Annotated in this window: 21 protein-coding genes; 7 read left to right on the top strand and 14 right to left on the bottom strand. The window is 60.9% G+C overall.

The window, feature by feature from the left end; genetic code table 11:
- Window positions 1-24 precede the first annotated feature (24 nt).
- Window positions 25-936 carry a DMT family transporter gene (locus LH464_RS00105; protein ID WP_226784318.1) on the bottom strand — a complete coding sequence of 304 codons (912 nt, stop codon included), beginning with the start codon at window positions 934-936 and terminating at the stop codon, window positions 25-27.
- Window positions 937-1192: 256 nt separating this feature from the next.
- Here LH464_RS00105 and LH464_RS00100 point away from each other — a divergent pair, with 256 nt between their 5' ends.
- Window positions 1193-3745 carry a methyl-accepting chemotaxis protein gene (locus tag LH464_RS00100; protein ID WP_226784317.1) on the top strand — a complete coding sequence of 851 codons (2553 nt, stop codon included), beginning with the start codon at window positions 1193-1195 and terminating at the stop codon, window positions 3743-3745.
- Window positions 3746-3819: 74 nt separating this feature from the next.
- On the opposite strand, the gene LH464_RS00095 is transcribed toward LH464_RS00100, so the two are convergent.
- Window positions 3820-4716 carry a flagellar biosynthetic protein FliO gene (locus LH464_RS00095; protein ID WP_226784316.1) on the bottom strand — a complete coding sequence of 299 codons (897 nt, stop codon included), beginning with the start codon at window positions 4714-4716 and terminating at the stop codon, window positions 3820-3822.
- Window positions 4717-4936: 220 nt separating this feature from the next.
- On the opposite strand from LH464_RS00095, the gene cckA reads away from it, so the two are divergent.
- Complete coding sequence (cckA, locus tag LH464_RS00090) at window positions 4937-7537, top strand: cell cycle histidine kinase CckA (RefSeq protein WP_226784315.1); 2601 nt, start codon at window positions 4937-4939, stop codon at window positions 7535-7537.
- A gap of 69 nt (window positions 7538-7606) precedes the next feature.
- Here the strand turns inward: cckA and LH464_RS00085 are convergent, their stop codons facing one another.
- From LH464_RS00085 to LH464_RS00075, 3 genes are read right to left on the bottom strand one after another with little or no spacing between them, the layout of a single operon-like run.
- Window positions 7607-8497: a DMT family transporter gene (locus tag LH464_RS00085; protein ID WP_226784314.1), complete on the bottom strand. Its 891-nt coding sequence runs from the start codon at window positions 8495-8497 to the stop codon at window positions 7607-7609.
- Between the two features lie 43 nt (window positions 8498-8540).
- Window positions 8541-9464 carry a pseudouridine-5'-phosphate glycosidase gene (locus LH464_RS00080; protein ID WP_226784313.1) on the bottom strand — a complete coding sequence of 308 codons (924 nt, stop codon included), beginning with the start codon at window positions 9462-9464 and terminating at the stop codon, window positions 8541-8543.
- A 23-nt stretch (window positions 9465-9487) separates the two neighbouring features.
- Window positions 9488-10432 carry a carbohydrate kinase family protein gene (locus tag LH464_RS00075; protein ID WP_226784553.1) on the bottom strand — a complete coding sequence of 315 codons (945 nt, stop codon included), beginning with the start codon at window positions 10430-10432 and terminating at the stop codon, window positions 9488-9490.
- A 242-nt stretch (window positions 10433-10674) separates the two neighbouring features.
- Here LH464_RS00075 and recA point away from each other — a divergent pair, with 242 nt between their 5' ends.
- The 4 genes from recA (at window position 10675) to LH464_RS00055 (ending at window position 16316) form a co-directional block, all read left to right on the top strand.
- Window positions 10675-11760, top strand: a complete 1086-nt coding sequence (gene recA / locus LH464_RS00070) for a recombinase RecA (protein WP_226784312.1) — start codon at window positions 10675-10677, stop codon at window positions 11758-11760.
- Between the two features lie 156 nt (window positions 11761-11916).
- Complete coding sequence (gene alaS / locus LH464_RS00065) at window positions 11917-14580, top strand: alanine--tRNA ligase (protein WP_226784311.1); 2664 nt, start codon at window positions 11917-11919, stop codon at window positions 14578-14580.
- A gap of 37 nt (window positions 14581-14617) precedes the next feature.
- Complete coding sequence (gene ttcA, locus LH464_RS00060) at window positions 14618-15484, top strand: tRNA 2-thiocytidine(32) synthetase TtcA (protein WP_226784310.1); 867 nt, start codon at window positions 14618-14620, stop codon at window positions 15482-15484.
- 7 nt (window positions 15485-15491) lie between these two features.
- On the top strand, window positions 15492-16316 hold the full coding sequence (locus LH464_RS00055; RefSeq protein WP_226784309.1) for an inositol monophosphatase family protein: 825 nt from the start codon (window positions 15492-15494) through the stop codon (window positions 16314-16316).
- 135 nt (window positions 16317-16451) lie between these two features.
- Here the strand turns inward: LH464_RS00055 and LH464_RS00050 are convergent, their stop codons facing one another.
- The 9 genes from LH464_RS00050 to purC all read right to left on the bottom strand — a co-directional run bounded on the left by LH464_RS00050 (window position 16452) and on the right by purC (window position 24043).
- On the bottom strand, window positions 16452-17699 hold the full coding sequence (locus tag LH464_RS00050; RefSeq protein ID WP_390624887.1) for a multidrug effflux MFS transporter: 1248 nt from the start codon (window positions 17697-17699) through the stop codon (window positions 16452-16454).
- Window positions 17700-17780: 81 nt separating this feature from the next.
- Window positions 17781-18113, bottom strand: a complete 333-nt coding sequence (gene grxD, locus LH464_RS00045; RefSeq protein WP_226784308.1) for a Grx4 family monothiol glutaredoxin — start codon at window positions 18111-18113, stop codon at window positions 17781-17783.
- 149 nt (window positions 18114-18262) lie between these two features.
- Window positions 18263-18496 carry a BolA/IbaG family iron-sulfur metabolism protein gene (locus LH464_RS00040; RefSeq protein WP_226784307.1) on the bottom strand — a complete coding sequence of 78 codons (234 nt, stop codon included), beginning with the start codon at window positions 18494-18496 and terminating at the stop codon, window positions 18263-18265.
- 146 nt (window positions 18497-18642) lie between these two features.
- Complete coding sequence (locus LH464_RS00035; RefSeq protein ID WP_226784306.1) at window positions 18643-19269, bottom strand: hypothetical protein; 627 nt, start codon at window positions 19267-19269, stop codon at window positions 18643-18645.
- 68 nt (window positions 19270-19337) lie between these two features.
- Complete coding sequence (gene purL / locus LH464_RS00030) at window positions 19338-21545, bottom strand: phosphoribosylformylglycinamidine synthase subunit PurL (protein ID WP_226784305.1); 2208 nt, start codon at window positions 21543-21545, stop codon at window positions 19338-19340.
- 236 nt (window positions 21546-21781) lie between these two features.
- Window positions 21782-22180, bottom strand: coding sequence for a hypothetical protein (locus LH464_RS00025; protein WP_226784304.1), 399 nt, complete (start codon window positions 22178-22180; stop codon window positions 21782-21784).
- 58 nt (window positions 22181-22238) lie between these two features.
- Window positions 22239-22910 (bottom strand): phosphoribosylformylglycinamidine synthase subunit PurQ, encoded by a 672-nt coding sequence (purQ, locus tag LH464_RS00020; protein ID WP_226784303.1) that lies wholly within the window; start codon window positions 22908-22910, stop codon window positions 22239-22241.
- 107 nt (window positions 22911-23017) lie between these two features.
- Window positions 23018-23260, bottom strand: coding sequence for a phosphoribosylformylglycinamidine synthase subunit PurS (purS, locus tag LH464_RS00015; RefSeq protein ID WP_226784302.1), 243 nt, complete (start codon window positions 23258-23260; stop codon window positions 23018-23020).
- A gap of 18 nt (window positions 23261-23278) precedes the next feature.
- Window positions 23279-24043: a phosphoribosylaminoimidazolesuccinocarboxamide synthase gene (gene purC, locus LH464_RS00010; RefSeq protein ID WP_226784301.1), complete on the bottom strand. Its 765-nt coding sequence runs from the start codon at window positions 24041-24043 to the stop codon at window positions 23279-23281.
- A gap of 375 nt (window positions 24044-24418) precedes the next feature.
- Between purC and LH464_RS00005 the strand changes: the two genes are divergently transcribed.
- Complete coding sequence (locus LH464_RS00005) at window positions 24419-24730, top strand: DUF1476 domain-containing protein (protein WP_226784300.1); 312 nt, start codon at window positions 24419-24421, stop codon at window positions 24728-24730.
- Window positions 24731-24774: the final 44 nt, after the last annotated feature.

Here is a 24774-nt window from a genome sequence, read left to right as displayed (position 1 = left end):
GCCGTTTCCCCTTTCCCTTAAAGCTCATTCTGCCACGGATGGCGCTTGCTGGATGGCCGCCTCGGCGCGCCTCCTTCGCACGTTCTCGCGGTAGAAGCTGTAGAGACCCGAGCCGATGATGATCGCAGCACCTACGAAGACAAAAACGTCCGGACGCTCGCCGAAGAAGAGGATGCCGATGACGAGCGCCCATATGAGGCTTGTGTAGCGGAAGGGGGCGACAAAGGAAATCTCACCTGTCCGCATCGCCATGATGACTGCCTGATAGCCGGCAAAGGTCAGCACTGCAGCGACGACGAGCGGAAGGAAGTTGTCGAGGGAAACCGGCTGCCAGCCACCCATGGGCAGAATGAGGAATGCACCGACTACGGTGTTGGCCGCTGCCGTGAACAGGGTAATGGTCAGTGATGGAATGTTGGCAACAATACGCCGCGTTACGAGATCGCGCCCGGATGTGAAGAAGACAGCCGCAAGGAGCAGGAGGGACGCCGGTGCGAACCCTTCCGTGGTCGGACGAAGGATGATCAGCACGCCCGAAAACCCGACGGCAATCGCCGTCCATCGACGCCAGCCGACCGGCTCTCTCAGGAACAGGGCCGCGCCCAGCGTCACGGCCAGAGGCAGGGACTGCATGATCGATGCGACATTGGCAAAATCGATGCGCCCGAGGGCCGTGATGAACGTGAGGGTTGCGCCGATTTCGAAGAACGTCCTGAGGAGGATCAGCGGATTGAGGACCACCTTCAACGGGCGCAATGCCCCGAAGTGACGGGCGACGAAATAGACGAGGATCGTCGTCATGACGCCGCGCACCGTCATGATCTGCGCGACGCTCAAAGATGACGTTACAGATTTTACGAGAGCGTCATTGCAGGTGAAGGAAGCCATTGCGAGCGACATGTAGAGCGCGCCCTTGGAGTTTTCAGAGGATGCCATAACGATTCCTTGCCACTGCAGCGAAACGTTCTATTGCATCGCCCCGAAGGCGGCCAGATCAGTTCGGGCAGGAGCGGTACTTGATGATGGGTTGCCGGACAAGCTGACCAATTTCTAAGCATAGTGCGGCTATGCCTTGAATTAACGCTTGATCAACGGATTTGGCGGATTGTGCGGCCTCCAGCATGACGCAGGAATCGGTAGTCAGCCGCTTTGCAATGGATGGCAGAGGGGCCAGGTTCTCAGCGGAGTGCGCATGTCTTTCATCGACCGCCTTCTTCAAAGCCGTCGTATCGTCACGAAGGTCCTGCTGTTTGTCGTTCCCCTTGTCCTTCTGATCGCGGGCGTGGGATTGGCCGGCTTTTACACGTCGAACATGTTGAACGGCCATATGACCGTCACGCGTGCAACGATCGAGAACATTGCCGATTTCGAGCACGTGCAATCCGTGCTGCAGAATTTCAACGAAACGCCGGATGACGCGACGCTTGCAGAATTGCAGCAGGGCATCGACCGGCAGGAACAGGGCGTTGCCGTGCTCGGGAAGCTGCTCGCAAGTGCAGAGGATCGGCAGCGCATCGCGGTTGTCGAGCAGCTTGCTCCGGCGATGAGGGAACGGACCGCGACGCTTTGGGCCGTCAAGGAACAACGTGACGCCAATGCCGGACTGATCGCTTCCGATCTCGATGCGGTTGCAGGCGTGACTGCCGAGGTGAACCAAAGGCTCGGCAATCTGCGCAAGAAATTTGACGGCCAGGAGCGTTTTGCCAAGAGCGCGCTTTTCGAATCGTTCGCCTTCAAAACGATTGCGGAAGGCATAGACAATCTGCGCAATGGGATCCGCAACGCGGGTGCCGACGACGCGACGGTCAAGTCAGCCGTCGTTCAGACGGAGGTTCTGCTGAGCGAGTTCGAGGCGGTCAAGCCGCTGGTGACCGAAAAGGTCATGCAGAGCATGCAGCCGATTCGGGAGGCGACCGAAGCTCTGGTCCAGTTGGCGGTCAGCGACACTCCCATCGTGGAAAAGGCGCAGAACCTGCGGATAGCGGCGAGCGGCTTCATGCGCCTCCAGAACGAACTCCAGCAGAACGTCCTGAAGAGATCAGGCGATGCGGCGGAACGCTTCGTAACGCTCGAAAATGACGTCATGACGCTGAAGAACCTGCTTGCACAGGTGGAAACGTCGCTGGCGCTGGTCGATGCCCTTCAATTGCATATGGAGCGGCTGCGGAGCCTTCTCACCGAAGACGCCCGACAGGTGGTCGTCGACGATATTGCAGCCCTCAGGACCGCCAGCGCGAAGATTTCGGAGCTGGGCAACTCGAACACCGCCATGAGCAACTTTGCGGCTGACCTCGAGGCACCTCTTGCGAACCTCGAGCAGGCGTCTTCCGACATGTTGACGATCGAGACGGAATGGAATGCTGCCAGAGCCGCAGCCTCCGGGACACTTTCGGCAGGCATGGCAGGTCTCCAGACATTCATCGCCCAGGCGCAGGAAGTCGGAAAAGAGGACAGCGAACGGTCCGCCAACCTCTCTGTCGTGGCGATGGTGGTGGGCACACTGCTTGCGATCGCCGGCGGCTTGATGCTCGTCGAAACACTCCGCGGACCTTTGAAGCGCGTGACAGACATCATGAAACGGCTGGCCGAAGGCGACCTGGCGGTCAATATCGACGGTCGCGACCGCCGCGACGAGATCGGCGACATGGTGCGTTCCGTGACCGTCTTCAGGGATGCGGCTCTTGAAAACGTCCGCCTCGAGCAGGAGGCGGCAACCGCTCGGGACCAGTCCAGCGCCGAAGCTGCCGGCCGTGCCGAAGAGCGCGCTCGCATTGCCGCCGAGCAACGCGCTGCGCTGGCTGCACTTTCCAGTGCGCTGACACAGCTGGCGGAAGGTGACCTTGAACGGAGCATGGATGAGAACCTCGCCGAGGACTTCGTTCCCATGGCGCGGACTTACAATACGGCCGTCGAGGCACTGCGGGCGACGCTCGACGACGTAAGGGCGACGTCAGAGGAAATTCATGGTGGGACCGGCAATCTGGCTGCGTCGGCAGACGATCTTGCCCGCAGGACGGAGCAGCAGGCCTCGGCACTCGAGCAGAGCTCGCGTGCGTTGCGGCAACTCAGCGATATCGTCCGCTCGACAGCTGAAAGCGCGCGCCAGACAGCAAGCTCCGTCAACGAGACCGAGGAGTTCGCGGTGCGGTCGGGCGAGGTCGTGTCGCGCGCCGTCGGCGCGATGGGCGAGATCAGCCGTTCGTCGGAGAAAATCGCCACCATTATCGGTGTGATCGACGAGATTGCATTCCAGACCAATCTTCTGGCGCTGAACGCGGGTGTGGAAGCTGCGCGTGCGGGAGAGGCGGGTCGCGGCTTTGCCGTGGTTGCGCAGGAAGTGCGCGAACTGGCGCAACGCTGCGCGGGTGCCGCGCGGGAAATCAAGGAACTGATTTCGGCCAGCTCCACCCAGGTCAAGAGTGGCGTTCATCTGGTCGAAGAGACCGGCGAGGCGCTCGGCAAGATCATTGCCCATGTCAGCGACGTCCGGAAGCTGGTGGCCGCTATTTCCACGGCGACCGGTGAACAGTCCACCGGGATCAACGAGGTGACGCAGGCCGTGCATGAGGTCGAGCTCATTACCCAGCAGAACGCTGCGATGGTGGAGGAAAACAACGCCGAGATCCACGGACTTCGCCAGCGCGTTGAATTGCTTACCGACAAGATCGATCGCTTCAAGACCGGGGATGCGGGCGGTTCTGGTGCTGCCTATGGTGATCGGTCAGGTTCAAGCTACGCCGCCTGACGGCACTGGATGCAGAAAAAAAGCCGGGCGTGATGCCCGGCTTTTTTGTTTGATGGTGACTGTAACGCAGGGTGCTACTTCTCCCGGGTCACCGACATCTCGCCGAATATGCGGGCGACTTCCGACTGGAGGGAAGGCTCAGCCGTTGTGCCCGTAATGGGTGGCTTGCCGGTCGGGCGCGGCGGCGATCCGGCCTCGCGGGCCGCGAGATTGCTTGCCATCTCTTCCTCCAGGACGCGTTCAAAGTCGCTGCCGAGCCCTTTCGATCCATCGCCTGTCGGAATGAGAAGGTCCGGCGGTGGAGTGCGAACGGGGACTGTCGGACCCTGGAAGACACGCATGCGGGCCGCATCGAGAATGTCCGCCGCGTTGTCCAGAGCCGGCTCGGTTCGCGGGGGAACGGTGACTGGTGGGGCTATCGGATTGGCGACATAAGCAATCGTCGGCTCCGGGATTCGTGCCGCGACGGCTGGCGCTTGTGGTGCCTGTGGCTGAGGAGGCGCCACCGGTTTCCGTGGCGCGGCTTCAACGGGTTGGGGCAATGGCCTGGGCTGTTCGCGCCGAGGTTCGTGAGCGGTCGCGACGGCCGGTGCGCGGGGCGGCGCGGCAGGCCTTTCCGCCTGTTCCGCGGGTCGTGAAATAGTAGAGCTTTCTTCGGTCGAGACGGCTGCCGGAGCGCGGCCAGCGGAAATGCCGGTTTCGATGACGATATCGGTGGGTCCGCCGATCATGATGAGGTGCTCGGTATCGTCTCGACGCACGAGGACCAGGCGCCGGCGGGTATCAACGGCTGCGGCATCCAGAACCTGAAGGCGGGGTTGGCGATTCTTGCCGCCCCGGACAAACGGGGAAGGGCCTCGCCTTCCACGGACGAGCCAGAGCACGCCAACCAGGCAGGCCAGACCGACTGCAACGCCGAGAACGGCGATAACCAGCCGTCCTCCATAGGCACCCATCAGTTCTTCCACCATCGCTCGTACTCCTTGACTATATGTAGGTAGATAGTGACGACTTTTTTAGCAGAGTGGCAAGTGTGGGCGCTAATACCCGGTAACGCCTGTCGCTCTATCCCAGCTTTTCTGCGCTTGCGCGCTTTTGGCTTCATTCGCAACTTGCTAAGAGAGAATCGCGGCGCTTTGCCGGCAAATTTCAGGTAGGTGCCTTGACGCACAACCGAAGTGTGAGGGGTTGATGACGAAGTTGCAGCAGAGCGGCAACTACGAAGCGCCACTGGTCGAGCGTAGTGGGCGCAGTGGAACGGTCATCCGGATTCTTCTGCTTGCCCTTGTGCTTATTGGCGTCGCCGTGGGATTCGTGTTTTTCCAGCATGCGCTGGACAACGAGATCGTGCTCGGGATCCTGGGTATCCTGGCAATGGTCGGGATATTTTTCCTCGTCTCCTCGGTCATCGGCTTCGTGGAGGTCATGCCGCAGTCCCGTTCGGATGTTCTGTCGCGGGGTTTCCTTGCCAACCATCCGGATGGAATTCTGGTAACGGATGCCAAGGGACGCATCGTCTATGCCAACGCCGCCTACGGGAGGCTGACCGGCGCTGCCAAAACCACGAACGTCCAGTCGCTGGAGCCGCTTCTGGCGCGCAACCGCGAATCCAGCGAAGCTCTCTACCGGCTCACAAACGGCTTGCGCGAAGAACGCGAAGGTCATGAGGAATTCCGGCTGCCGCAGCCGCTCGGGCGTGCGACCGGCAGCGGCTCCGGTGCGCACTGGTATCGGCTGAAGGCTCGGATCTTCCGCAGCGGCGAGAGCAAGTCGGACCGGTTCGACATCTGGCAGATCACCGACATTACACCCGAGCGCGACGACCAGGAGCGTTTTTTCCGGGAATTGCAGAACGCCATCGACTATCTGGACCACGCGCCTGCGGGCTTCTTCTCGGCCGGGCGCAAGGGAGAGGTCTTTTATATCAACGCGACGCTCGCAGAGTGGCTCGGCATCGACCTGACGAAGTTCGTCCCGCGGTCGCTCAGCATTTCCGATCTGGTCGCGGGCGAAGGCATGGCCTTGATCCAGTCTGTGCAGGCTGCGCCGGGTCTACAGCGCACGGAGACGCTCGATCTCGATCTTCGCCGGGCCAATGGTCAGAGCCTGCCGGCTAGGCTGATCCATTCGGTTACCTCCATGCGTGACGGTGCACCCGGTGAGAGCCGGACGATCGTGCTTGGTCGCCAGATGGGTGCCGAAGGGGACCAATCGGCCTCGGCGATGCGTTTCACGAGGTTCTTCAACAACACGCCGATGGCCATTGCGTCCGTAGACGGCAACGGCAAGATTCTGCGTATCAACGCGCCGTTCCTGCGCGTGTTCGCGGGCGTGGTCTCGCGTGACGATGTCGATGGGGGAGCGCATCTCGACGCGATCGTCCACGAGGGTGCGCGGCAGCAACTGATGGATGCGCTGGCGGCCGCCAAGGACAGGCAGGGCGATATCGCCCCGATCGATTCCCGTCATCCCGGCGATGAGGGCCGTTACGTCCGCTTCTACGTCAATGCCGTGATCGACGAGAGCGACGAGGCACCCGAAGAGGTCGCGATCGTTTATGCCGTGGAGACGACCGAGCAGAAGGCGCTCGAGACGCAGATGGCGCAGACCCAGAAGATGAATGCGGTCGGCACCCTGGCAGGCGGGATCGCGCACGACTTCAACAACGTGCTGACGGCGATCCTTCTATCGTCCGACCACCTTCTGTTGCAGGCGCGGCCATCTGATGCCAGCTTTGCCGATCTCATGGAGATCAAGCGGAACGCCAATCGCGCAGCAGTGCTGGTGCGCCAGTTGCTGGCCTTCTCGCGCAAGCAGACGATGCGGCCGGCGGTTCTCAACCTGACGGATGTCGTCGGCGACCTGCGCATGCTCGTGGACCGGCTGATTTCCGGCACGAACGTCAAGCTCGAGGTCGACTACGGCCGTGATCTCTGGCCGGTCCGTACCGATCTTTCGCAGTTCGAACAGGTCTTGATCAATCTCTGCGTCAACGCACGCGATGCAATGCCGGACGGCGGCGCTATCCTCCTGAAGACCCGCAATGTGACCGCGGCAGAGACGGCGAACTTCCCGCAAGCGGACCTTCCAGCCGAGGATTTCGTCATGGTCGAGGTTTCCGACAGCGGCACGGGCATTCCGCCGGAGATCATGGACAAGATCTTCGAGCCCTTCTTCACGACGAAGGAAGTGGGCAAGGGGACAGGGCTTGGCCTTTCCATGGTCTACGGTATCGTCAAGCAGTCGGGCGGATACATCTATCCTGAATCGGAGATGGGGCGCGGAACGAGCTTCCGCCTCTTCCTGCCTCGCCATATTCCTGAAATCGTGATCGTCCCGGAAGGGCAGGTTGCCGCTCTAGGGGCTGCACCCGTACCGAATGCGTCGGCCGCGCCCGCTGGCGAGCCGCTGGATCTCACCGGCAATTCTGCTGTCGTGCTTCTCGTCGAGGATGAGGAAGCGGTGCGTCGTGGCGGCAAGCGAATGCTGGAAACGCGGGGATATACTGTCCATGAAGCCGGTTCGGGCACCGAAGCGCTCGAAATCATGGAAGAGCTCGAAGGCAAGGTTGATATTGTCGTCTCCGACGTAGTGATGCCGGAGATGGATGGGCCGACGCTGCTCGGTGAGTTGCGCAAGATCTACCCGGACATGAAGTTCATCTTTGTATCGGGTTACGCCGAGGACGCATTTGCCCGTAACCTGCCCGCTGACGCGAAGTTCGGCTTCCTGCCGAAGCCATTCTCGCTGAAGCAACTGGCGGTCGCAGTCCGTGAAATGCTGGACAGCTAAAATTTCCATAGACCCGAAAACCAACTCCGGTTTTCGGGTCTATGCGCTGATCCTGGGTATCGCGGCTATTCAGCCGCGACGGGCGACGAGGATGCCGATCAGAACGATGATCCCGCCCGTTGCCTGAAGAGGTGTGACGGCTTCGGCCAGTATCCACCAGGCGAGGATGGCAGCGACGACCGGCTGCAGCAGCAAGGTGAGCGACGAGAAGGCTGCTGGCAAATAGGCCAGCGCATAGGTGATCGCCACCTGTCCTCCCGCATGGCTTATGAACGCAAGGCCAGCAACGATTGCCCAGCCGTAAAGACTGAAGGGCAGAATGTTGCCTTCAAAATAGAGAGCGAAGGGAAGAATGGAGAGCGCTGCCGACGCAGAGCTCCAGATCATGATGCGGTTGGTGCCGAAGCGGCTCCGCAAGCGTCCTATCGCCAGGATATAGCAGGCGTAGAAGGCGGCCGCGAGAACGGCAATCGCATCTCCTGTCAGGTGGCCATCGGCCAGCGCTGCAGGGCCGCCCTTCAAGGTGACGACGCCGGCGATCGCCAACCCGAGCCCCAGCAGGAAAATGCGCGACACCACCGTCTTGAACAGGAACCAGCCGATGAGTGTGACGAAGACCGGCGCCAGGTTTGCCAAGAGGGTAGCGTTGGCGACAGACGTCATGTGCAGGGAGATATGCCAGGCGACGAGATCGACCGCGAGTGTCAGTCCCGGCAGGATGAGGAGAAGATAGTCGCGCAGGCCGACCGGCCCGACCTCGTCCTTGCGGCTGCTGACGATACTCCAGATCGAAAGCGGGATCAGTGCCAGTGCCAGCCGCCAGAACCCCGTCGAGATCGGTCCGACCTCCGAGAGCCTGACGAAGATCGGAGAGGCGCCAATGGCGATGCCGCCGAGGACGAGGCATGCAAGGGCTGCGCGTTGCTCTGGCGCGCGAGCGGCATTCGATATGGACGTCACGGTGAGGCTCCGGCGGTCAGGGGGTATTTCGGCTGGCGCCGGATCACGCTGCCAGCGCGACAGCGATCTCGGTGGCCAGGCGCGCGTTGTTCTCGACGAGTGCGATATTCGTCTTCAGGCTTCGACCGGACGTCTGGTGGAAGATGTGATCGAGCAGGAACGGCGTGACCGCCTTGGCGACGATTGCCTGTTTATCAGCCGCACTCAGTGCCGTCTGGATGAAGGTTTCCATTTCCGCGCGCGGAATTTCATCCGCTGCCGGAACCGGGTTGGCCACCAGTATGCCGCCTTCGATGCCAAGCGCGCGCCGGGACTGCTGGAAGGCTGCAATCCCCTGTGCGTCGTTGATCCGCAGCGGGCTCGGCAGGCCGGATGCGCGCGACCAGAAGGCTGGGAATTCATCTGAACCGTAGGTGACGACGGGTACGCCGCGCGTCTCGAGCACTTCCAGTGTCTTCGGGACATCGAGGATCGCCTTGGCGCCGGCGCAGACGACGATAACGTCCGTCTTCGCAAGCTCTTCCAGATCGGCGGAGATGTCGAAGCTTGTTTCCGCGCCCCGGTGGACGCCGCCGATACCGCCTGTTGCAAAGACGCGGATGCCGGCGAGTGCTGCGGCGATCATCGTTGCCGCGACCGTCGTGGCGCCGGTGCGCCCGAGCGCAACGGCAAAGGCAAGGTCGGCACGGGACAATTTCATGACGTCCTTGGCCTGTGCCAGTTCTTCCAGTTCCTGTTCCTCAAGCCCGACATGAAGCGTGCCGCGGATGACCGCGATCGTGGCGGGCACGGCTCCGCCGTTGCGGATGATGGCCTCCACGCTTCGCGCCATTTCGAGGTTGCCGGGATAGGGCATGCCATGCGTGATGATGGTGGATTCCAGTGCGACCAGCGGGAGGCCCTTCTTGCGGGCAGCCGCGACTTCCTGGGAATAGACGATCGGAAGGGCAGGGGCGGACTGGTTCATGGTGAGGATCTCCAACAACGGTCTTAGGATACTGTTTCAGGGTTTGCCACAAGCGCGGCTTCACGCCGCAAAAGGTCGCGGTTGAATTCAGGTGCAACTGCATGCGGCGAGGCGAGCGTGATCCGCGATGCGGCGATGCCGAATCGCAGGGATTGCGCGAGCGGCCGGCCGCTCAGAAGCGCATCCAGTGTACCTGCGGCCAGTGCGTCGCCCGCTCCCGTGACATCGGCGATCTCCGGGGTGGCGGGGGGATGAACCGTAAAGCTCCCAGCATCGGAGAAGGCGGCCAGCTCGTCGCCACCCCTTGTTACGACGCCGCCTCTCAGGCCCCGGATGCGCAGCAGTTCCGGCCATTCGCCGGCATGTAGGGCGCGACGACCGGCAAGCGCGGTCGCCTCGGCGGCATTCATGAACAGATAGGTCAGGTCCGGCAGGCAGTTTTCGAAATGAACCACCTTTGCCGGCGAGATGGCAATACCGGCGATGGGCAGGTTCTTTTCGCGTGCCAACGCCGCAAGGGCGCTCAACGTCTCGGACGGAAGATTGGCATCGCAGATGATGAGATCCACCCGGGCGATGGCGTCACGCAGCGAGCGGGTGCGCAGGCGGCGAGGCGTGAACAGGCGGTAGAGATCCATGTCGGCCAGCGCAATCATCAGATTACCGTCCCGTTCGAGGATCGCCGTATAGCTCGGCGTTGCGCGATCGAGGAATACGAAAGGTGTGTCCTCGATCCCGGCTGCAAGCGCCGCCGCCGTTACTTTCTCCCCAGCCGCATCACCGCCGCGCGGCGAAATCATCTGTACGTCATGGCCCAGACGCGCCAGATTGCGGGCGACGTTGAAGGCGCCGCCGCCGACATCCTCCTGCCAGGAGCCGGGGTTGCTGGCACCGGGAGCGGTTTCGCCGGCGATCCGTCCGCGGCGATCCAGATGGGCGCCGCCAAGCACGACAATCCGGTGGCTCATGACAGGACCGGACACGTCGAGAAGAAGGTCGCGATTCGACCGGAACGGGACCGATCCCATTGCCTATCGCCTTCCAAGGCGTCCGGATACGCCGCATCCGGAACATGAAAAGAACACGTCCTTGAATACGTCATAATACCAATGGCTTGACTTGGTCTTGCAATAGTAGAACAAAACGTGTACATGATCTTTATCGGCTGCTTCGTTGCCTGCGCGGCGTCAATAACCTAAAGGTGGATCAGATGGCACAAAATTCTTTGCGGCTTGTAGAGGACAAAACAGTGGATAAGAGCAAGGCGCTGGAGGCAGCACTGTCGCAGATAGAGCGATCCTTCGGCAAGGGGTCGATCATGAAGCTCGGCTCAAACGAGAACGTGGTCGAGATCGAGACGGTATCCACCGGCTCTCTCGGCCTCGATATCGCGCTTGGCATCGGCGGGCTGCCGAAGGGACGAATTATCGAGATTTACGGCCCCGAAAGCTCGGGTAAGACGACGCTTGCGCTGCAGACGATCGCGGAAGCCCAGAAAAAGGGCGGCATTTGCGCCTTCGTGGACGCCGAGCATGCCCTCGATCCGGTCTATGCCCGCAAGCTGGGCGTTGATCTTGAGAACCTGCTGATCTCGCAGCCGGACACGGGCGAGCAGGCGCTTGAAATCACCGACACGCTGGTTCGTTCCGGCGCGATCGACGTTCTCGTCATCGATTCGGTTGCGGCGCTGACGCCGCGTGCGGAAATCGAAGGCGAGATGGGCGACAGCCTGCCGGGCCTGCAGGCTCGTCTGATGAGCCAGGCACTGCGCAAGCTGACCGCGTCGATCTCCAAGTCGAAGACTATGGTCGTCTTCATCAACCAGATCCGCATGAAGATCGGCGTGATGTTCGGGTCTCCGGAAACGACGACCGGTGGCAATGCGTTGAAGTTCTATGCGTCCGTCCGCCTCGACATCCGCCGGATCGGTGCGGTCAAGGAGCGCGAGGAGGTTGTCGGCAACCAGACGCGCGTCAAGGTCGTCAAGAACAAGATGGCGCCCCCCTTCAAGCAGGTCGAATTCGACATCATGTATGGCGAGGGCGTGTCGAAGACCGGCGAGCTGGTCGACCTCGGCGTGAAAGCCGGCATTGTCGAGAAAGCCGGCGCCTGGTTCTCCTACAACAGCCAGCGTCTCGGACAGGGCCGCGAGAACGCCAAGACCTTCCTGCGCGAAAACCCGGAGCTGGCGCGAGAGATCGAGTTGTCGTTGCGGCAGAATGCCGGCCTCATAGCCGACCGGCTTCTGCAGAACGGTGGCCCGGACGCGCAGGACAATAGTGGCGATGACATGTAAACGTCTGCAAGCCTGATCCCTTACTTTTATACCGGTCGCCATCGTCAAAGATGCGCGGCCGGTTTTCGTTTGGCTGGACAGTCTCCGGCGCGGGCTATAAAAGCCAATGGTTTTCAGTGACGAGCCGCCTCAGGGGGGCGGAATAAAGGGCCCAGCATGAGCGGTGTGAATGACATCCGGTCGACCTTCCTCGACTATTACCGAAAGAATGGCCACGAGGTAGTGTCCTCCAGCCCGCTGGTGCCGCGCAACGACCCCACGCTTATGTTCACGAATGCCGGGATGGTGCAGTTCAAGAACGTTTTCACGGGTCTTGAATCGCGTCCCTATTCGACGGCGACGTCCTCGCAGAAATGCGTTCGCGCCGGCGGCAAGCACAACGATCTGGACAATGTCGGCTATACTGCCCGGCACCTGACCTTCTTCGAAATGCTCGGCAATTTCTCGTTCGGCGATTACTTCAAGGAACAAGCCATCGAGTTTGCGTGGGACCTTGTCACCAAGGGCTTCGACCTGCCCAAGGGCCGCCTGCTTGTGACCGTTTATGCGGAAGACGATGAGGCCGCCGAACTCTGGAAGAAAATCGCGGGGTTCTCCGACGACAAGATCATCCGCATTCCGACCTCGGACAACTTTTGGCAGATGGGCGATACCGGCCCCTGCGGCCCCTGCTCGGAAATCTTCATCGACCAGGGCGAACACGTCTGGGGCGGACCTCCCGGTTCTCCTGAAGAGGATGGCGACCGGTTCCTTGAGTTCTGGAACCTCGTCTTCATGCAGTTCGACCAGACGGCGCCCGGCGAACGTACGCCGCTACCCCGCCCTTCCATCGACACCGGCATGGGCCTGGAGCGCATGGCTTGCATCCTGCAGGGTGTACAGAGTGTCTTTGAAACCGATCTTTTCCGGAACCTGATCGCTGCGACCGAAGAGGTTGTTGGTGTCAAGGCGCAAGGCGACCAGGCGGCAAGCTTCCGCATCATCGCCGACCATCTTCGTTCTTCCGCCTTCCTGATCGCCGACGGCGTACTGCCGTCGAACGAAGGCCGGGGCTATGTCCTGCGCCGCATCATGCGTCGTGCCATGCGCCACATGGAGCTTCTCGGCGCTCGTGAGCCGCTGATGTGGAAGCTGCTGCCGACGCTCGTGCAGGAGATGGGCCGCGCCTACCCGGAACTGGTGCGGGCCGAAGCGCTGACTTCCGAAACGCTGAAGTTGGAAGAAACCCGCTTCCGCAAAACGCTCGACCGCGGCCTTACGCTGCTTTCCGACGCGACTGCCGACCTTACCAAAGGCGACAGCCTGGATGGCGAGACGGCCTTCAAGCTCTACGACACTTACGGTTTCCCGCTCGACCTCACGCAGGATGCCCTGCGCGCACGCGAGATTGGTGTAGACCTCACCGGCTTTAACGACGCCATGCAGCGCCAGAAGGCCGAGGCGCGCGCCCATTGGTCCGGTTCCGGCGACAAGGCAACCGAAACCGTCTGGTTCGAGCTCAAGGAGAAGCATGGCGCCACCGAGTTCCTTGGCTACGACACGGAAACGGCCGAAGGCGTGATCCAGGCGATCGTTCGCGATGGCGCGTCGGTGGAAGCCGCGTCCGCTGGCGAGCAGGTGCAGATCGTGGTGAACCAGACGCCGTTCTACGGCGAATCCGGCGGGCAGATGGGCGACACCGGTGTAATTTCGACCGACCATGCCCGCCTGGAAGTGACCGACACCCAGAAGAAAGGCGAGGGCCTGTTCGTCCACATCGCCAAGGTCGTTTCCGGCACGATCAAGGCCGGTGAACCGGTGGCATTGACCGTCGACAACGGCCGTCGCTCGCAACTGCGGTCCAACCATTCCGCCACCCATCTGCTGCACGAAGCGCTGCGTGAAGTCCTGGGCACGCACGTCGCCCAGAAGGGATCGCTCGTTGCGCCTGAGCGCCTTCGGTTCGATGTGTCCCATCCCAAGCCGATGAGCGTCGAGGAATTGCAGAAGGTGGAGGAGATGGCGAACGCCATCATTCTCCAGAACGCGCTGGTCACGACCCGGCTGATGAGCGTCGATGACGCTATTGCCGAAGGCGCCATGGCGCTATTTGGCGAGAAGTACGGCGATGAGGTCCGCGTCGTTTCGATGGGCACTGCGATCGAGGGTGAGAAGGCCGGCAAGCCGTATTCCATCGAGCTCTGCGGCGGAACCCACGTCAATGCCACCGGCGATATCGGGCTGGTGCGCGTGCTGGGCGAAAGCGCTGTAGGCGCAGGTGTGCGGCGCGTCGAAGCGGTGACGGGTGCAGCAGCGCGTGCTTATCTGGCCGAGCAGGACGACCGCGTAAAAACGCTCGCCACCGCTCTCAAGGTACAGCCCTCTGAGGTCGTTTCCCGCGTCGAAGCACTGATCGACGAGCGTCGGAAGCTCGAACGCGAACTGGCCGACGCCAAGCGCCGCCTGGCGATGGGCGGTGGAAACGGAGCAGCGGGCGAAAACGACTTCAGGGAAGTCGGCGGGATCAAGTATCTCGGCAAGGTGCTGGAAGGCATCGACGCCAAGGACCTCAAGGGCCTCGCGGACGAAGGCAAGGCCAGCCTCGGCTCCGGCGTCGTCACGCTTGTTGGCGTTTCGGCGGACGGCAAGGCGAGCGCCGTGGTTGCCGTGACGCCAGACCTGACGGAACGTTTCAGCGCGGTCGATCTGGTCCGTACAGCCTCTGTCGCTCTGGGTGGCAAGGGTGGCGGCGGCCGCCCCGACATGGCGCAGGCCGGTGGTCCGGACGGTTCGAAGGCGGCAGAAGCAATCGAGGCTGTTGCCGCGGTACTGGGTGCCTGATTCCCGCACTCGGCAGTCGGGCAAGCTTGGAGAAGAAATGGGACTGGTTGGTCCAATCGATGATCGGCTGGATGCGGAGGGCGAGGGGCCGGTCCCTTCGCTTTTTGCGGATGCGCCTCAGTCCGTCAGCTTCAACAAGCTGAGGAAGCGGTTGCTACGGCAGGTTCGTCAGGCTCTCGAAGATTTCCAGATGCTGAAGGGCCAGAAACGCTGGCTGATTGGTTTGTCGAGCGGCAAGGATTCCTATGCCTTGCTGGCGATCCTCATGGATCTGCAGTGGCGGGGCCTGCTGCCGGTTGATCTGATCGCCTGCAACCTCGATCAGGGGCAACCCAACTTTCCCAAGCATATACTGCCGGAATATCTGGCCTCCATCGGTGTGAAGCACCGGATTGAATACCGCGACACCTATTCCATCGTGAAGGAAAAGGTACCGGCGGGTGGGACCTATTGCTCCCTCTGTTCCCGGCTGCGGCGCGGAAATCTCTACCGGATTGCGCGGGAAGAGGGCTGCGATGCACTGGTTCTCGGCCACCACCGGGAGGATATCCTCGAAACGTTCTTCATGAACTTCTTCCACGGCGGCCGCCTGGCGGGAATGCCTGCGAAGCTGCTGAACGACGAAGGCGACCTCATGCTGCTTCGGCCGCTCGCCTATTGCTCCGAAGACGACCTTGCGAAGTTCGCCTCCGCCATGGCGTTTCCCATCATCCCCTGCGATCTTTGCGGCTCGCAGGACGGCCTGCAGCGCAACGCGATGAAAGCCATGTTGGCCGACATCGAGGCACGCATGCCGGGGCGCAAGGATACGATGCTACGCGCGCTTGCGCACGCCAACCCGTCTCATCTCCTCGATACCAAGCTTTTCGATTTCTCCGGCCTTGCGGCCACAACCCGTTCCTGAGTTTTTCATGACCAATCCCGTAGACGTTTCGAAGCTGGCTGACTGCTTGCGGCTGGCGGCCAAGACCGAAATCCTGCCGCGTTTCCGTAAGCTGGGGGCCGGCGATATTCGCTCGAAGAGCGAGCCCACCGACCTTGTGACGGAAGCAGACGAAGCCGCGGAACGGATGATCCGGCGGGAAATTGCCGCCATTGCGCCGGATGCGCTCTTCATCGGCGAAGAGTCGGTGGCGGCGGATCCTGATCTTCTCGGCAAGTTGGCGTCGGCCGATTTTGCCATCGTCGTTGATCCCATCGATGGCACCTTCAACTTTGCCTCCGGGATCCCTGCCTATGGCGTCATGGCATCCGTCGTCTGGAAAGGCGAAACAGTAGCCGGCATCATCTACGATCCCATGGGAGACGATTGGGTGATCGCCGAGAAGGGGGCAGGTGCATACCTGCGTCGTCCGAATGGCGAGGCCGAGCGCCTTTCTGTAGCCGCGCCGACCAGCGTCGACAGCATGGTAGGAATGGCTTCCGCTGGTTATTTCTTCGGCGAAGTTCGCGAGCGGGTGCTCGGCAATCTGGCCAAGGTCCGGTTCGTAGCGAGCTACCGTTGCGCCGCCCATGAATATCGCACCTTCGGCGGCGGGCATGTGCACTTCATCATGTACAACAAGCTGATGCCCTGGGACCACCTGGCGGGGACGCTGGTCGCGCAGGAGGCTGGCGGCTATGTGGCCCGTTTCGACGGGTCGCCCTATCTGCCGCACCACCTCGAAGGTGGTCTGCTTGCCGCAACCGACAAGGAAAGCTGGCACATGCTGAGGCGCGAAATCCTGGAGATGTAAAAGGGGCCGGCGCATCGAGCCGAAAGCCTGAACTGGGTTTCGGAAAGTACGATGCGCAGCCTCTTAACGCGCAGCGCGCCAGATGGCGCGCGGCACTGGATCCCCTTTTTGATCCTGACGGTTGTCCTCCAAGAACTACACGGGCGGGTTCTGGGGTTGGAACAGGCGGCCCTTTTCGCCGATCAGCACGAAGATCAGCCCGATCACCGAGACCACAAAGAAGCCCGCCACCATCGGCAGCGCCGTTCCGTCGAACGCCTGCCCGATCAGCGCGCCGATAATGCCGCCGCCGACTGTTCCCATGAAGCCGAGGACCGAAGACGCTGTGCCGGCGACATGACCGAGCGGCTCCATGGCGAGCGAATTGAAGTTCGAAGCAATCCAGCCGAACTGGAACATCGCCACAGCAAAAAAGGCGAGGAACAGAAGGAAAGGCATCGGCTGCGGCCCGAAGATCTGCACCAGCAGCCACAGGAGGGTGACGACGACGAAGCCGAGCAGAGACGCGTGCGAGAGCCCGCGCATTCCGTACCGGCCCACCAGTCGAGCGTTGACGAAGGATGACAGCGCCATGAACAGGGCGACTGCCGCGAAGGCCACGGAAAACCAGACGCCAAGGCCGTAGATTCCGACGTAGACCTGCTGTGCCGAATTGATGAAGCCGAACAGGGCCCCGAATATGAACATGCTCGCGATCGTGTAGCAGAGGGCGATCCGGTTGGTGAGCACGATCCGGAAGCCGCCGAGAACGGAGCGTACGGTGAAGGGACGGACATCTTCGGGGTGCAGGGTTTCCGGCAGTCGGAAATGCATCCAGAGAGCAACCGCCAGTGCCATGACCGCCATGAAGACGAAGATCAGGTGCCAGTCTCCGAACAGGAGGATGATCTGTCCGGTTCCGGGCGCAATGACCGGAACGACCATGAATACCATCATGATAAGCGACATGACTTCGGCCATGGCCCGGCCACCGTAAATGTCGCGGACGATCGAGATGGTGATGACCCGCATAGCGGCGGAGCCAATCCCCTGGATGAAACGGAGCGCGAGCAGGCCGGCGAAGGACGGCGCCGCGACCACAGCAAGCGAGGAGATCACGTAGATTGCCAGTCCCACCAGCATCGGACGGCGGCGGCCGAAGCGATCCGAGATCGGACCGTATGCGAGCTGTGCAACGCCGAATCCGAGGAGGTAGGCTGAGACGACGTATTGCCGGTGATTTTCATTCTCGACACCGAGAGCGGCGCCGATTTCCTGCAATCCCGGCAGCATGATATCGATGGCAAGGGCATTGAGCGCCATCAGCATCGCCATGAGAGCGATGAATTCAACCTTGCCCATTCCGCCTAGACGGTCGGTTGCGGCTTGCGAAGTAGCTGTCACGGTAAAAAATCCCAAAGAAAACGAAGGCGCCGTGGGGACGGCGCCTTGAACAGATTTAGATTTTGAAACCCGGGGGTGAGCTTATGCAGCCCGCACGGTGATCCCGTTTTCCTGAAGATGGCTTTGCAGTTCCCCGGACTGGAACATCTCGCGCACAATGTCGCAACCGCCGAGGAATTCACCCTTGATATACAGTTGGGGGATCGTGGGCCAGTTGGAATACTGCTTGATGCCGTCACGAATTTCCTGGTCGGCCAGGACGTTCACGCCCTTGTAGTCCAGACCGAGGTAGTCGAGAATCTGAACCACCTGGCCCGAGAAGCCACACTGCGGAAACTGCGGCGTGCCCTTCATGAAGAGAACGACGTCGTTCGTCTTCACCTCGTTGGCGATGAATTCTTGAATTCCACTCATGTCGATGTCCTTATTTGTCCGGGTTCAAGGTCCGGATTGCTCGCCCTCTAAATAGCATGTGCTTGGCGAAATTCCAGCATAGGCGACCACTCGAAGCGATCAATTTCCCTTATGTGTCGCCGGTCGGGTGAGGATGTGTCGGTTGCTGGTCAGTCGGGTGCAGAGGTCTGGAGGGCAAGAGCGTGAAGGACGCCGCCCATATTGCCCTTGAGAGCCTCGTAGACCATCTGGTGCTGCTGAACGCGGGATATCCCCCGGAATGCCTCGGCAACGACTTCAGCGGCGTAGTGGTCTCCATCGCCGGCCAAATCTCGGATAGTCACCCTGGCGCCGGGTATTCCTGCCTTGATCATGTCTTCAATGTCGCCGGGGTTCATTGGCATGGTGTGATCCTTGTTTCAATTCGTTCCGCAGATTCGCGGGGTAAGCCAAGGCGAGAGTGCCTCAAAGCCACGTTGGGGTCAAAGGAATGGCGCAGGGGCTACCGGACGTGTGCCCAGCGGATGCGAACTTTCCCAAATCCGCCGTACTACCGGTAGCGGCCGCTGTTCCGCATGAGCCACAGGGACGCGAGCAACAGGACCGCGTAAGCATAAAGCTCAAGCGTTTCCTCAACCGCCACGAAATGGAAACGTTCCATCACTTGGCTGCCGAATAGGGAGAATGCTGCAATGGCGAGCGGCCATGAAAGGGCGGGATGGACCGCCTTGAGCACTGTCCCGCGATGTCGGATCTCATAGAAGATCGTGCAGATGAGCAAAGCAATCGCCCCGCCTGCGATCGACAGGACATGCGGCGGGCGTGACGTGCAGAACGACACGATTTCACCTTTGCAGACAGGAACTTCCCGGAAGAAGAAAATGTAGCAGATCAGGGCGATCGAGATCGACAGATACCGGCCAAACGCTTCGGCGCGCCAGGCGGCGACCACTGCCAGAATTACCGCCAATCCGAGAAATACGGACTGCAACATCTCATGCGGAGCATTCTCGTCAAATATCTGGATTGTGCTCAGGCCGCGAGCGCTTGAAATCAGCCACACTGAAGCGGTGGCAAGGATCGCAAGTGCCAAGGCATCAAGCCAGATCCGCCGGTAATGCCAGACGGCACCCGGCGAACTCAGCCAGTTCAACACCATGTTCGTGATGTACTTCATATCCACGTCGCAGACTTATGCGGCGGCCCCACGATGGCATTCGGGAAGCCTGTCCGAAGGATTAACGCTTAAGCCATGAAGGCCGGGAACCAGCTCTCGTTGGCGTTTACCAAATCGACAATGGCAACGTCGATGACGCCATCCACCACCAGACGATCGCCGCCGACGGTTCCGAGCCTGCGGAACGGCACGCCCGCGCTTTCAGCACCGGCGCCGATGAAATTGGCAAGGTCGGACGGGACGGCAACGATGTAGCGGGCCTGGTCTTCGCCGAATAGCAATGCGTGGGTGGCGCCGCGCTGGTCCACCAGGCTCACGCTCATGCCCTTGGTTGCCGACATTGCCATTTCAGCGAGCGCCAGAGCGAGACCGCCGTCGGAGATGTCGTGGCAGGCGGTCACCTGGTCATTGCGGATCAGACCTCGCACGAAATCGCCATTCTGACGCTCTGCAGCCAGTTCGACAAACGGGGCAGGGCCTTCCGTGGAATTCAGAACGTCGCGGAGGTAGATCGACGAGCCAAGATGCGTACCGTCGCCGCCAATCATGATCAGGACGTCGCCGTCCTGCATGCCGCCGATGCGAGCCATCTTAGACCAATCGGGCAGCAGGCCGACGCCCGCAATGGTCGGCGTGGGCAGGATCGCGACACCGTTGGTCTCATTGTAGAGGGACACGTTACCCGAGACGATGGGGAAATCGAGTGCGCGGCAGGCTTCGCCGATGCCCTGGATGGCGCCGACGAGCTGGCCCATTATTTCCGGTTTTTCCGGATTTCCGAAGTTCAGGTTATCGGTTGCGGCAAGCGGCTCTGCACCGGTGGCCGTGATGTTGCGCCAGCATTCGGCGACAGCCTGCTTTCCGCCCTCGACCGGATCGGCCTCGACGTAGCGCGGCGTGACGTCGGAGGAGAAGGCCAGCGCCTTTGTCGGATGACCGTCGACGCGGACGACACCCGCATCGCCACCCGGGCGTTGCAGCGAGTTGCCCTGGATGAACGTGTCGTACTGTTCCCAGACCCAACGGCGGCTCGACTGGTTCGGCGAGCCGATCAGCTGCAGGAGCGCGGCATTGTAATCGTCTGGCTCCGCGACTTCGCTAGCAGGAAGGGCGGGGCGTGCCTCGCTCGCCTTCCAGGGGCGATCGTACTCGGGCGCCTCGTCACCAAGTTCCTTGATCGGCAGGTTGGCAACTTCCACGCCCTGGTGGAGGACGCGGAAACGCAGGTCATCCGTGGTCTTGCCGACGATGGCGAAGTCGAGGCCCCATTTAACGAATATGGCCTTGGCTTCCTCTTCCTTCTCCGGCTTCAGGACCATGAGCATGCGCTCCTGGCTTTCGGAGAGCATCATCTCGTAGGCTGTCATGCGGTCTTCGCGAACCGGCACGCTGTCGAGATCGAGTTCGATGCCGAGGCCGCCCTTGGCGCCCATCTCGACGGCCGAGCAGGTGAGGCCGGCCGCACCCATGTCCTGGATGGCGATGACGGCGCCGGTCTTCATCAGTTCAAGGCAGGCCTCCAGCAGGCACTTTTCCGTGAAGGGGTCGCCGACCTGGACGGTGGGGCGCTTTTCCTCGATGGTTTCGTCGAACTCAGCGGACGCCATCGTAGCGCCGCCGACGCCGTCGCGGCCGGTCTTGGCACCGAGGTAGACGACAGGCAGTCCGACGCCCTTGGCTTCCGACAGGAAGATGCCGTCGGACTTCGCGAGGCCCGCCGCAAAGGCGTTGACGAGAATGTTACCGTTGTAGCGCTCGTCGAACTCGACTTCGCCGCCCACTGTCGGAACACCGAAGGAATTGCCATAGCCGCCCACTCCAGCCACGACGCCGCTAACGAGATGCCTGGTCTTGGGGTGGTCGGGAGCCCCAAAGCGAAGCGCGTTCATCGCAGCGATCGGTCGGGCGCCCATGGTGAATACGTCACGCAGGATGCCGCCGACACCGGTGGCAGCACCCTGATAGGGCTCGATGTAGGATGGGTGGTTGTGGCTTTCCATCTTGAAGACGACGACGTCGCCGTCATCGATATCGACCACGCCGGCGTTTTCGCCCGGGCCCTGGATGACCCGCGGACCCTTGGTCGGCAGGGTGCGCAGCCATTTCTTCGAGGATTTGTAGGAGCAGTGCTCGTTCCACATAGCGGAAAAGATGCCGAGTTCCGTAAAGGTCGGCTCGCGCCCGATCAGGTCGAGGATCCGTTGATATTCATCCGGCTTCAGCCCATGCGAGGCAACGAGTTCCGGCGTAATCGCAATGCTGTTCGGAATGGTCATAATCTTCTCTGGCTGGGACGGGAATTGGCCGTCTCTTTAGCCTAAGCATGAGAAAGGCGCGATAGGAAAATTCCTTTCACGCCTCAGTTCTACCCAGGCTGTTAAGCGGGAGCGTCTCTCAAAACCTATGGCTGGCCATCAGCCCGGGCACGCGACAGCCGAAGTGGTGAGTGTGGCTACCATCGGAGTGACTATTTACTTCCTGATGAGGTGATTGACCGGTTGCAACCTGGCGGTCAGCAGCCCTTGTTGCCGCCGGCCCATTTCAGCACGTCATGCCGAATGCGTTTCCCCGATTCGCCATCCATCAGAGGGCCGAAGGCATCGAGCTTTGCGGGATTGCCTTCAGCCTGCACGACAAGGGCAGGGCGCGATTCAGGGCTGTTGCGTGGCACCGCAAGGATGCGCGGGCGCCCTGAGAAAGAGTTCAGCTCGGGTGCCAGACGATAGGGCTTGAAGGTCGCGTCACCGGATTTGAACCAGCAGGCATTTGCGTTGAGGGCGACGCGTTCCATCGTGGGAAGAGCTGCCCGATTGGCTGTCGGCGCGGCGCTGCGGTCGGACTGACAGGAGGAAAGACCGAAGGCCGCGACTACAAAGAGCGCAAGCAGACCGGCTGCAGGACGATACGACATGGATGAGTATCCTTGAGCTTGGCGCTGCGGCTGGGTGTGGATTGCGATAGTCTGGGCGTCAGGCGGCGATCACCTCGAGCGCCGAGGCAAAAATGCCGCGACCGTCGTTGCCGCCATGCGCTGCCTCGATCAGGTTCTCCGGATGAGGCATCATGCCGAGGACGTTGCCATGGGCGTTGATGACGCCGGCGATATCGCCGAGCGAGCCGTTGGGATTGGTCCCGGCCGCATACCTGAAGACGACCTGATTGCCGTCCTCAAGTGCTGCAAGCGTCGCGTCGTCGACAAAGTAGTTGCCGTCATGATGTGCCACCGGGCAGCGGATGAGCTGCCCTTTTTCGTAGGTGCGCGTGAAATGCGTGTCGGCGTTGACGACCTCCAGCATGACTTCCTTGGAGACGAAACGCAGGGAGGTGTTCCGCATCAGCGCGCCGGGCAACAGGCCTGCTTCGACGAGTATCTGGAAGCCGTTGCAGACGCCGAGGACTTTGACGCCCTTTTCGGCCTTGTCGCGAATGGCCTGCATGACCGGCATCCGCGCCGCTATGGCGCCGCACCGCAAATAGTCGCCATAGGAGAAGCCGCCGGGAATGACGATCAGGTCGACGTCCGGGATTTCGGTTTCCGTCTGCCACACCGTGACCGGCGCCTGGCCGGATATTTTGGTGAGGGCATCGATCATGTCACGGTCACGATTGAGACCAGGAAGCTGAACGACTGCGGATTTCATGGACGGCCTCACACTTTGCTTGTGCTTTCTGGACAGCGTATGCTTCCAGGCGGTTTCAATGCGACCGGCCGTGCTGACAGTGCGTCAACGCGGCCACTCTCAACTCATCAGTCGATAGCGATGCTGTAGTTCTCGATTACGGTGTTCGCCAGCAGCTTGTCGCACATCGCCTTGAGGTCGGATTCGGCCTTGGCCTTGTCCGCGCCGTCGAGTTCGAGGTCGAAGACCTTGCCCTGACGAACATGACCTACGCCTTCGAAGCCAAGGCTTGAAAGCGCGCCTTCGATTGCCTTGCCTTGCGGGTCCAGAACGCCGTTTTTCAACGTTACCGTTACACGTGCCTTAATCACCAGTCGCCCCTTCGTGTCTTACTTCACCAGAACCGGGCCGGTGCCGCGGATCGGTTCATTCTCATTGATGATGCCAAGGCGCCGGGCCACTTCGGAGTAGGCCTCGACAAGCCCGCCCATGTCGCGGCGGAAACGGTCCTTGTCCATCTTTTCCTTCGTCTCGATATCCCACAGGCGGCAGCTGTCTGGCGAAATCTCGTCGGCCAGGATGATGCGCATCATGTCGCCTTCATAGAGACGGCCGCATTCGATCTTGAAGTCCACGAGCTGGATGCCAACGCCGAGGAACAGGCCGGAGAGGAAGTCGTTGACGCGGATCGCCAGCGCCATGATGTCGTCGAGTTCGGCAGGGTTTGCCCAGCCGAAAGCCGTGATGTGCTCTTCCGACACCATAGGGTCGTTGAGTGCATCCGACTTGTAATAGAATTCGATGATCGAGCGGGGAAGAACGGTTCCCTCGTCGATGCCGAGCCGTGAAGAAAGGGAGCCTGCGGCGACGTTGCGAACGACGATCTCCAACGGGATCATCTCGACTTCCTTGATCAACTGCTCGCGCATGTTGAGGCGACGGATGAAGTGCGTCGGGATGCCGATGTTGTTGAGATGGTTGAAGAGAAATTCTGAAATGCGATTGTTCAGAACGCCCTTGCCATCGATCACGTCATGCTTCTTCTTGTTGAAGGCAGTGGCGTCGTCCTTGAAGAACTGGATCAGCGTGCCGGGCTCGGGGCCCTCATACAGGATCTTGGCCTTGCCTTCGTAGATACGGCGGCGACGGTTCATTTTCTGATGTCTCGTTGTTTGGCGCAACTGAGGCGCAGTGAAAGGTCGGTTGAGCGGTCCCATAGCGGAAACGAACAAGAATCACAATGACGCGATTCTGCCGCGATGCCAAAGCAGCTACGACCACAAGAAGTGGTGTTGAGCGAAGCCTTTTGCAAACGTGATTCCCGCGGAGCCTTCTCCAAGGGCGCATCGAACCAGTGGATTCATCCAGAGCCGATAGCAGCTTGTCGCGGACATATCGCAATTGCTAGTCGTTGAATGCGACATGAATTCGGCGGACGGCCGGGCTTCCACTGCTTTGACAAATCACATTGCACTTTGATCCCGGTTTTGATTTATGCTCGAAATTCGAACCGATACCGGGAGAACAGGATGATGACCGATATGAAAGACCGCGAACGCGCCTTCGAAACCCAGTTTGCTCTCGACGAGGAACAGAAGTTCCGGGCCATCGTTCGACGCAACAAGCTGCTTGGACAGTGGGCAGCCGGCCTTCTGGGTCGCGATGCAGACGCCTATGCCAAGGAAGTCATCGATGCCGACTTCGTCGAGGCCGGTGACGAAGACGTTTTCCGCAAGATCCGGGCGGATTTCGACGCAGCTGGTGTTTCTGTCTCGGACGAAGACATCCGGCAGAAGATGTTCTCCAGCCTGCAGGATGCAATAACCGCGGTGAAAAGCTAAATTCACCAGCAGATGCTAAAAAAAGCCGCGTCGGCCGACGCGGC

Source organism: Pseudorhizobium xiangyangii (genome assembly GCF_020531965.1).
In the GTDB taxonomy this organism is placed as follows: Bacteria; Pseudomonadota; Alphaproteobacteria; order Rhizobiales; family Rhizobiaceae; genus Neorhizobium; species Neorhizobium xiangyangii.
This window is presented reverse-complemented; position numbering and strand designations above follow the sequence as displayed.

Bases quoted from the DNA above. Each gene is read 5' to 3' on its own strand.
- LH464_RS00105 (WP_226784318.1), bottom strand. From the start codon at position 936: ATGGCATCCTCTGAAAACTCCAAGGGCGCGCTCTACATGTCGCTCGCA.
- LH464_RS00100 (WP_226784317.1), top strand. From the start codon at position 1,193: ATGTCTTTCATCGACCGCCTTCTTCAAAGCCGTCGTATCGTCACGAAG.
- LH464_RS00095 (WP_226784316.1), bottom strand. From the start codon at position 4,716: ATGGTGGAAGAACTGATGGGTGCCTATGGAGGACGGCTGGTTATCGCC.
- cckA (WP_226784315.1), top strand. From the start codon at position 4,937: ATGACGAAGTTGCAGCAGAGCGGCAACTACGAAGCGCCACTGGTCGAG.
- LH464_RS00080 (WP_226784313.1), bottom strand. From the start codon at position 9,464: ATGAACCAGTCCGCCCCTGCCCTTCCGATCGTCTATTCCCAGGAAGTC.
- LH464_RS00075 (WP_226784553.1), bottom strand. From the start codon at position 10,432: ATGAGCCACCGGATTGTCGTGCTTGGCGGCGCCCATCTGGATCGCCGC.
- recA (WP_226784312.1), top strand. From the start codon at position 10,675: ATGGCACAAAATTCTTTGCGGCTTGTAGAGGACAAAACAGTGGATAAG.
- alaS (WP_226784311.1), top strand. From the start codon at position 11,917: ATGAGCGGTGTGAATGACATCCGGTCGACCTTCCTCGACTATTACCGA.
- ttcA (WP_226784310.1), top strand. From the start codon at position 14,618: ATGGGACTGGTTGGTCCAATCGATGATCGGCTGGATGCGGAGGGCGAG.
- LH464_RS00055 (WP_226784309.1), top strand. From the start codon at position 15,492: ATGACCAATCCCGTAGACGTTTCGAAGCTGGCTGACTGCTTGCGGCTG.
- grxD (WP_226784308.1), bottom strand. From the start codon at position 18,113: ATGAGTGGAATTCAAGAATTCATCGCCAACGAGGTGAAGACGAACGAC.
- LH464_RS00040 (WP_226784307.1), bottom strand. From the start codon at position 18,496: ATGCCAATGAACCCCGGCGACATTGAAGACATGATCAAGGCAGGAATA.
- LH464_RS00035 (WP_226784306.1), bottom strand. From the start codon at position 19,269: ATGAAGTACATCACGAACATGGTGTTGAACTGGCTGAGTTCGCCGGGT.
- purL (WP_226784305.1), bottom strand. From the start codon at position 21,545: ATGACCATTCCGAACAGCATTGCGATTACGCCGGAACTCGTTGCCTCG.
- LH464_RS00025 (WP_226784304.1), bottom strand. From the start codon at position 22,180: ATGTCGTATCGTCCTGCAGCCGGTCTGCTTGCGCTCTTTGTAGTCGCG.
- purQ (WP_226784303.1), bottom strand. From the start codon at position 22,910: ATGAAATCCGCAGTCGTTCAGCTTCCTGGTCTCAATCGTGACCGTGAC.
- purC (WP_226784301.1), bottom strand. From the start codon at position 24,043: ATGAACCGTCGCCGCCGTATCTACGAAGGCAAGGCCAAGATCCTGTAT.
- LH464_RS00005 (WP_226784300.1), top strand. From the start codon at position 24,419: ATGATGACCGATATGAAAGACCGCGAACGCGCCTTCGAAACCCAGTTT.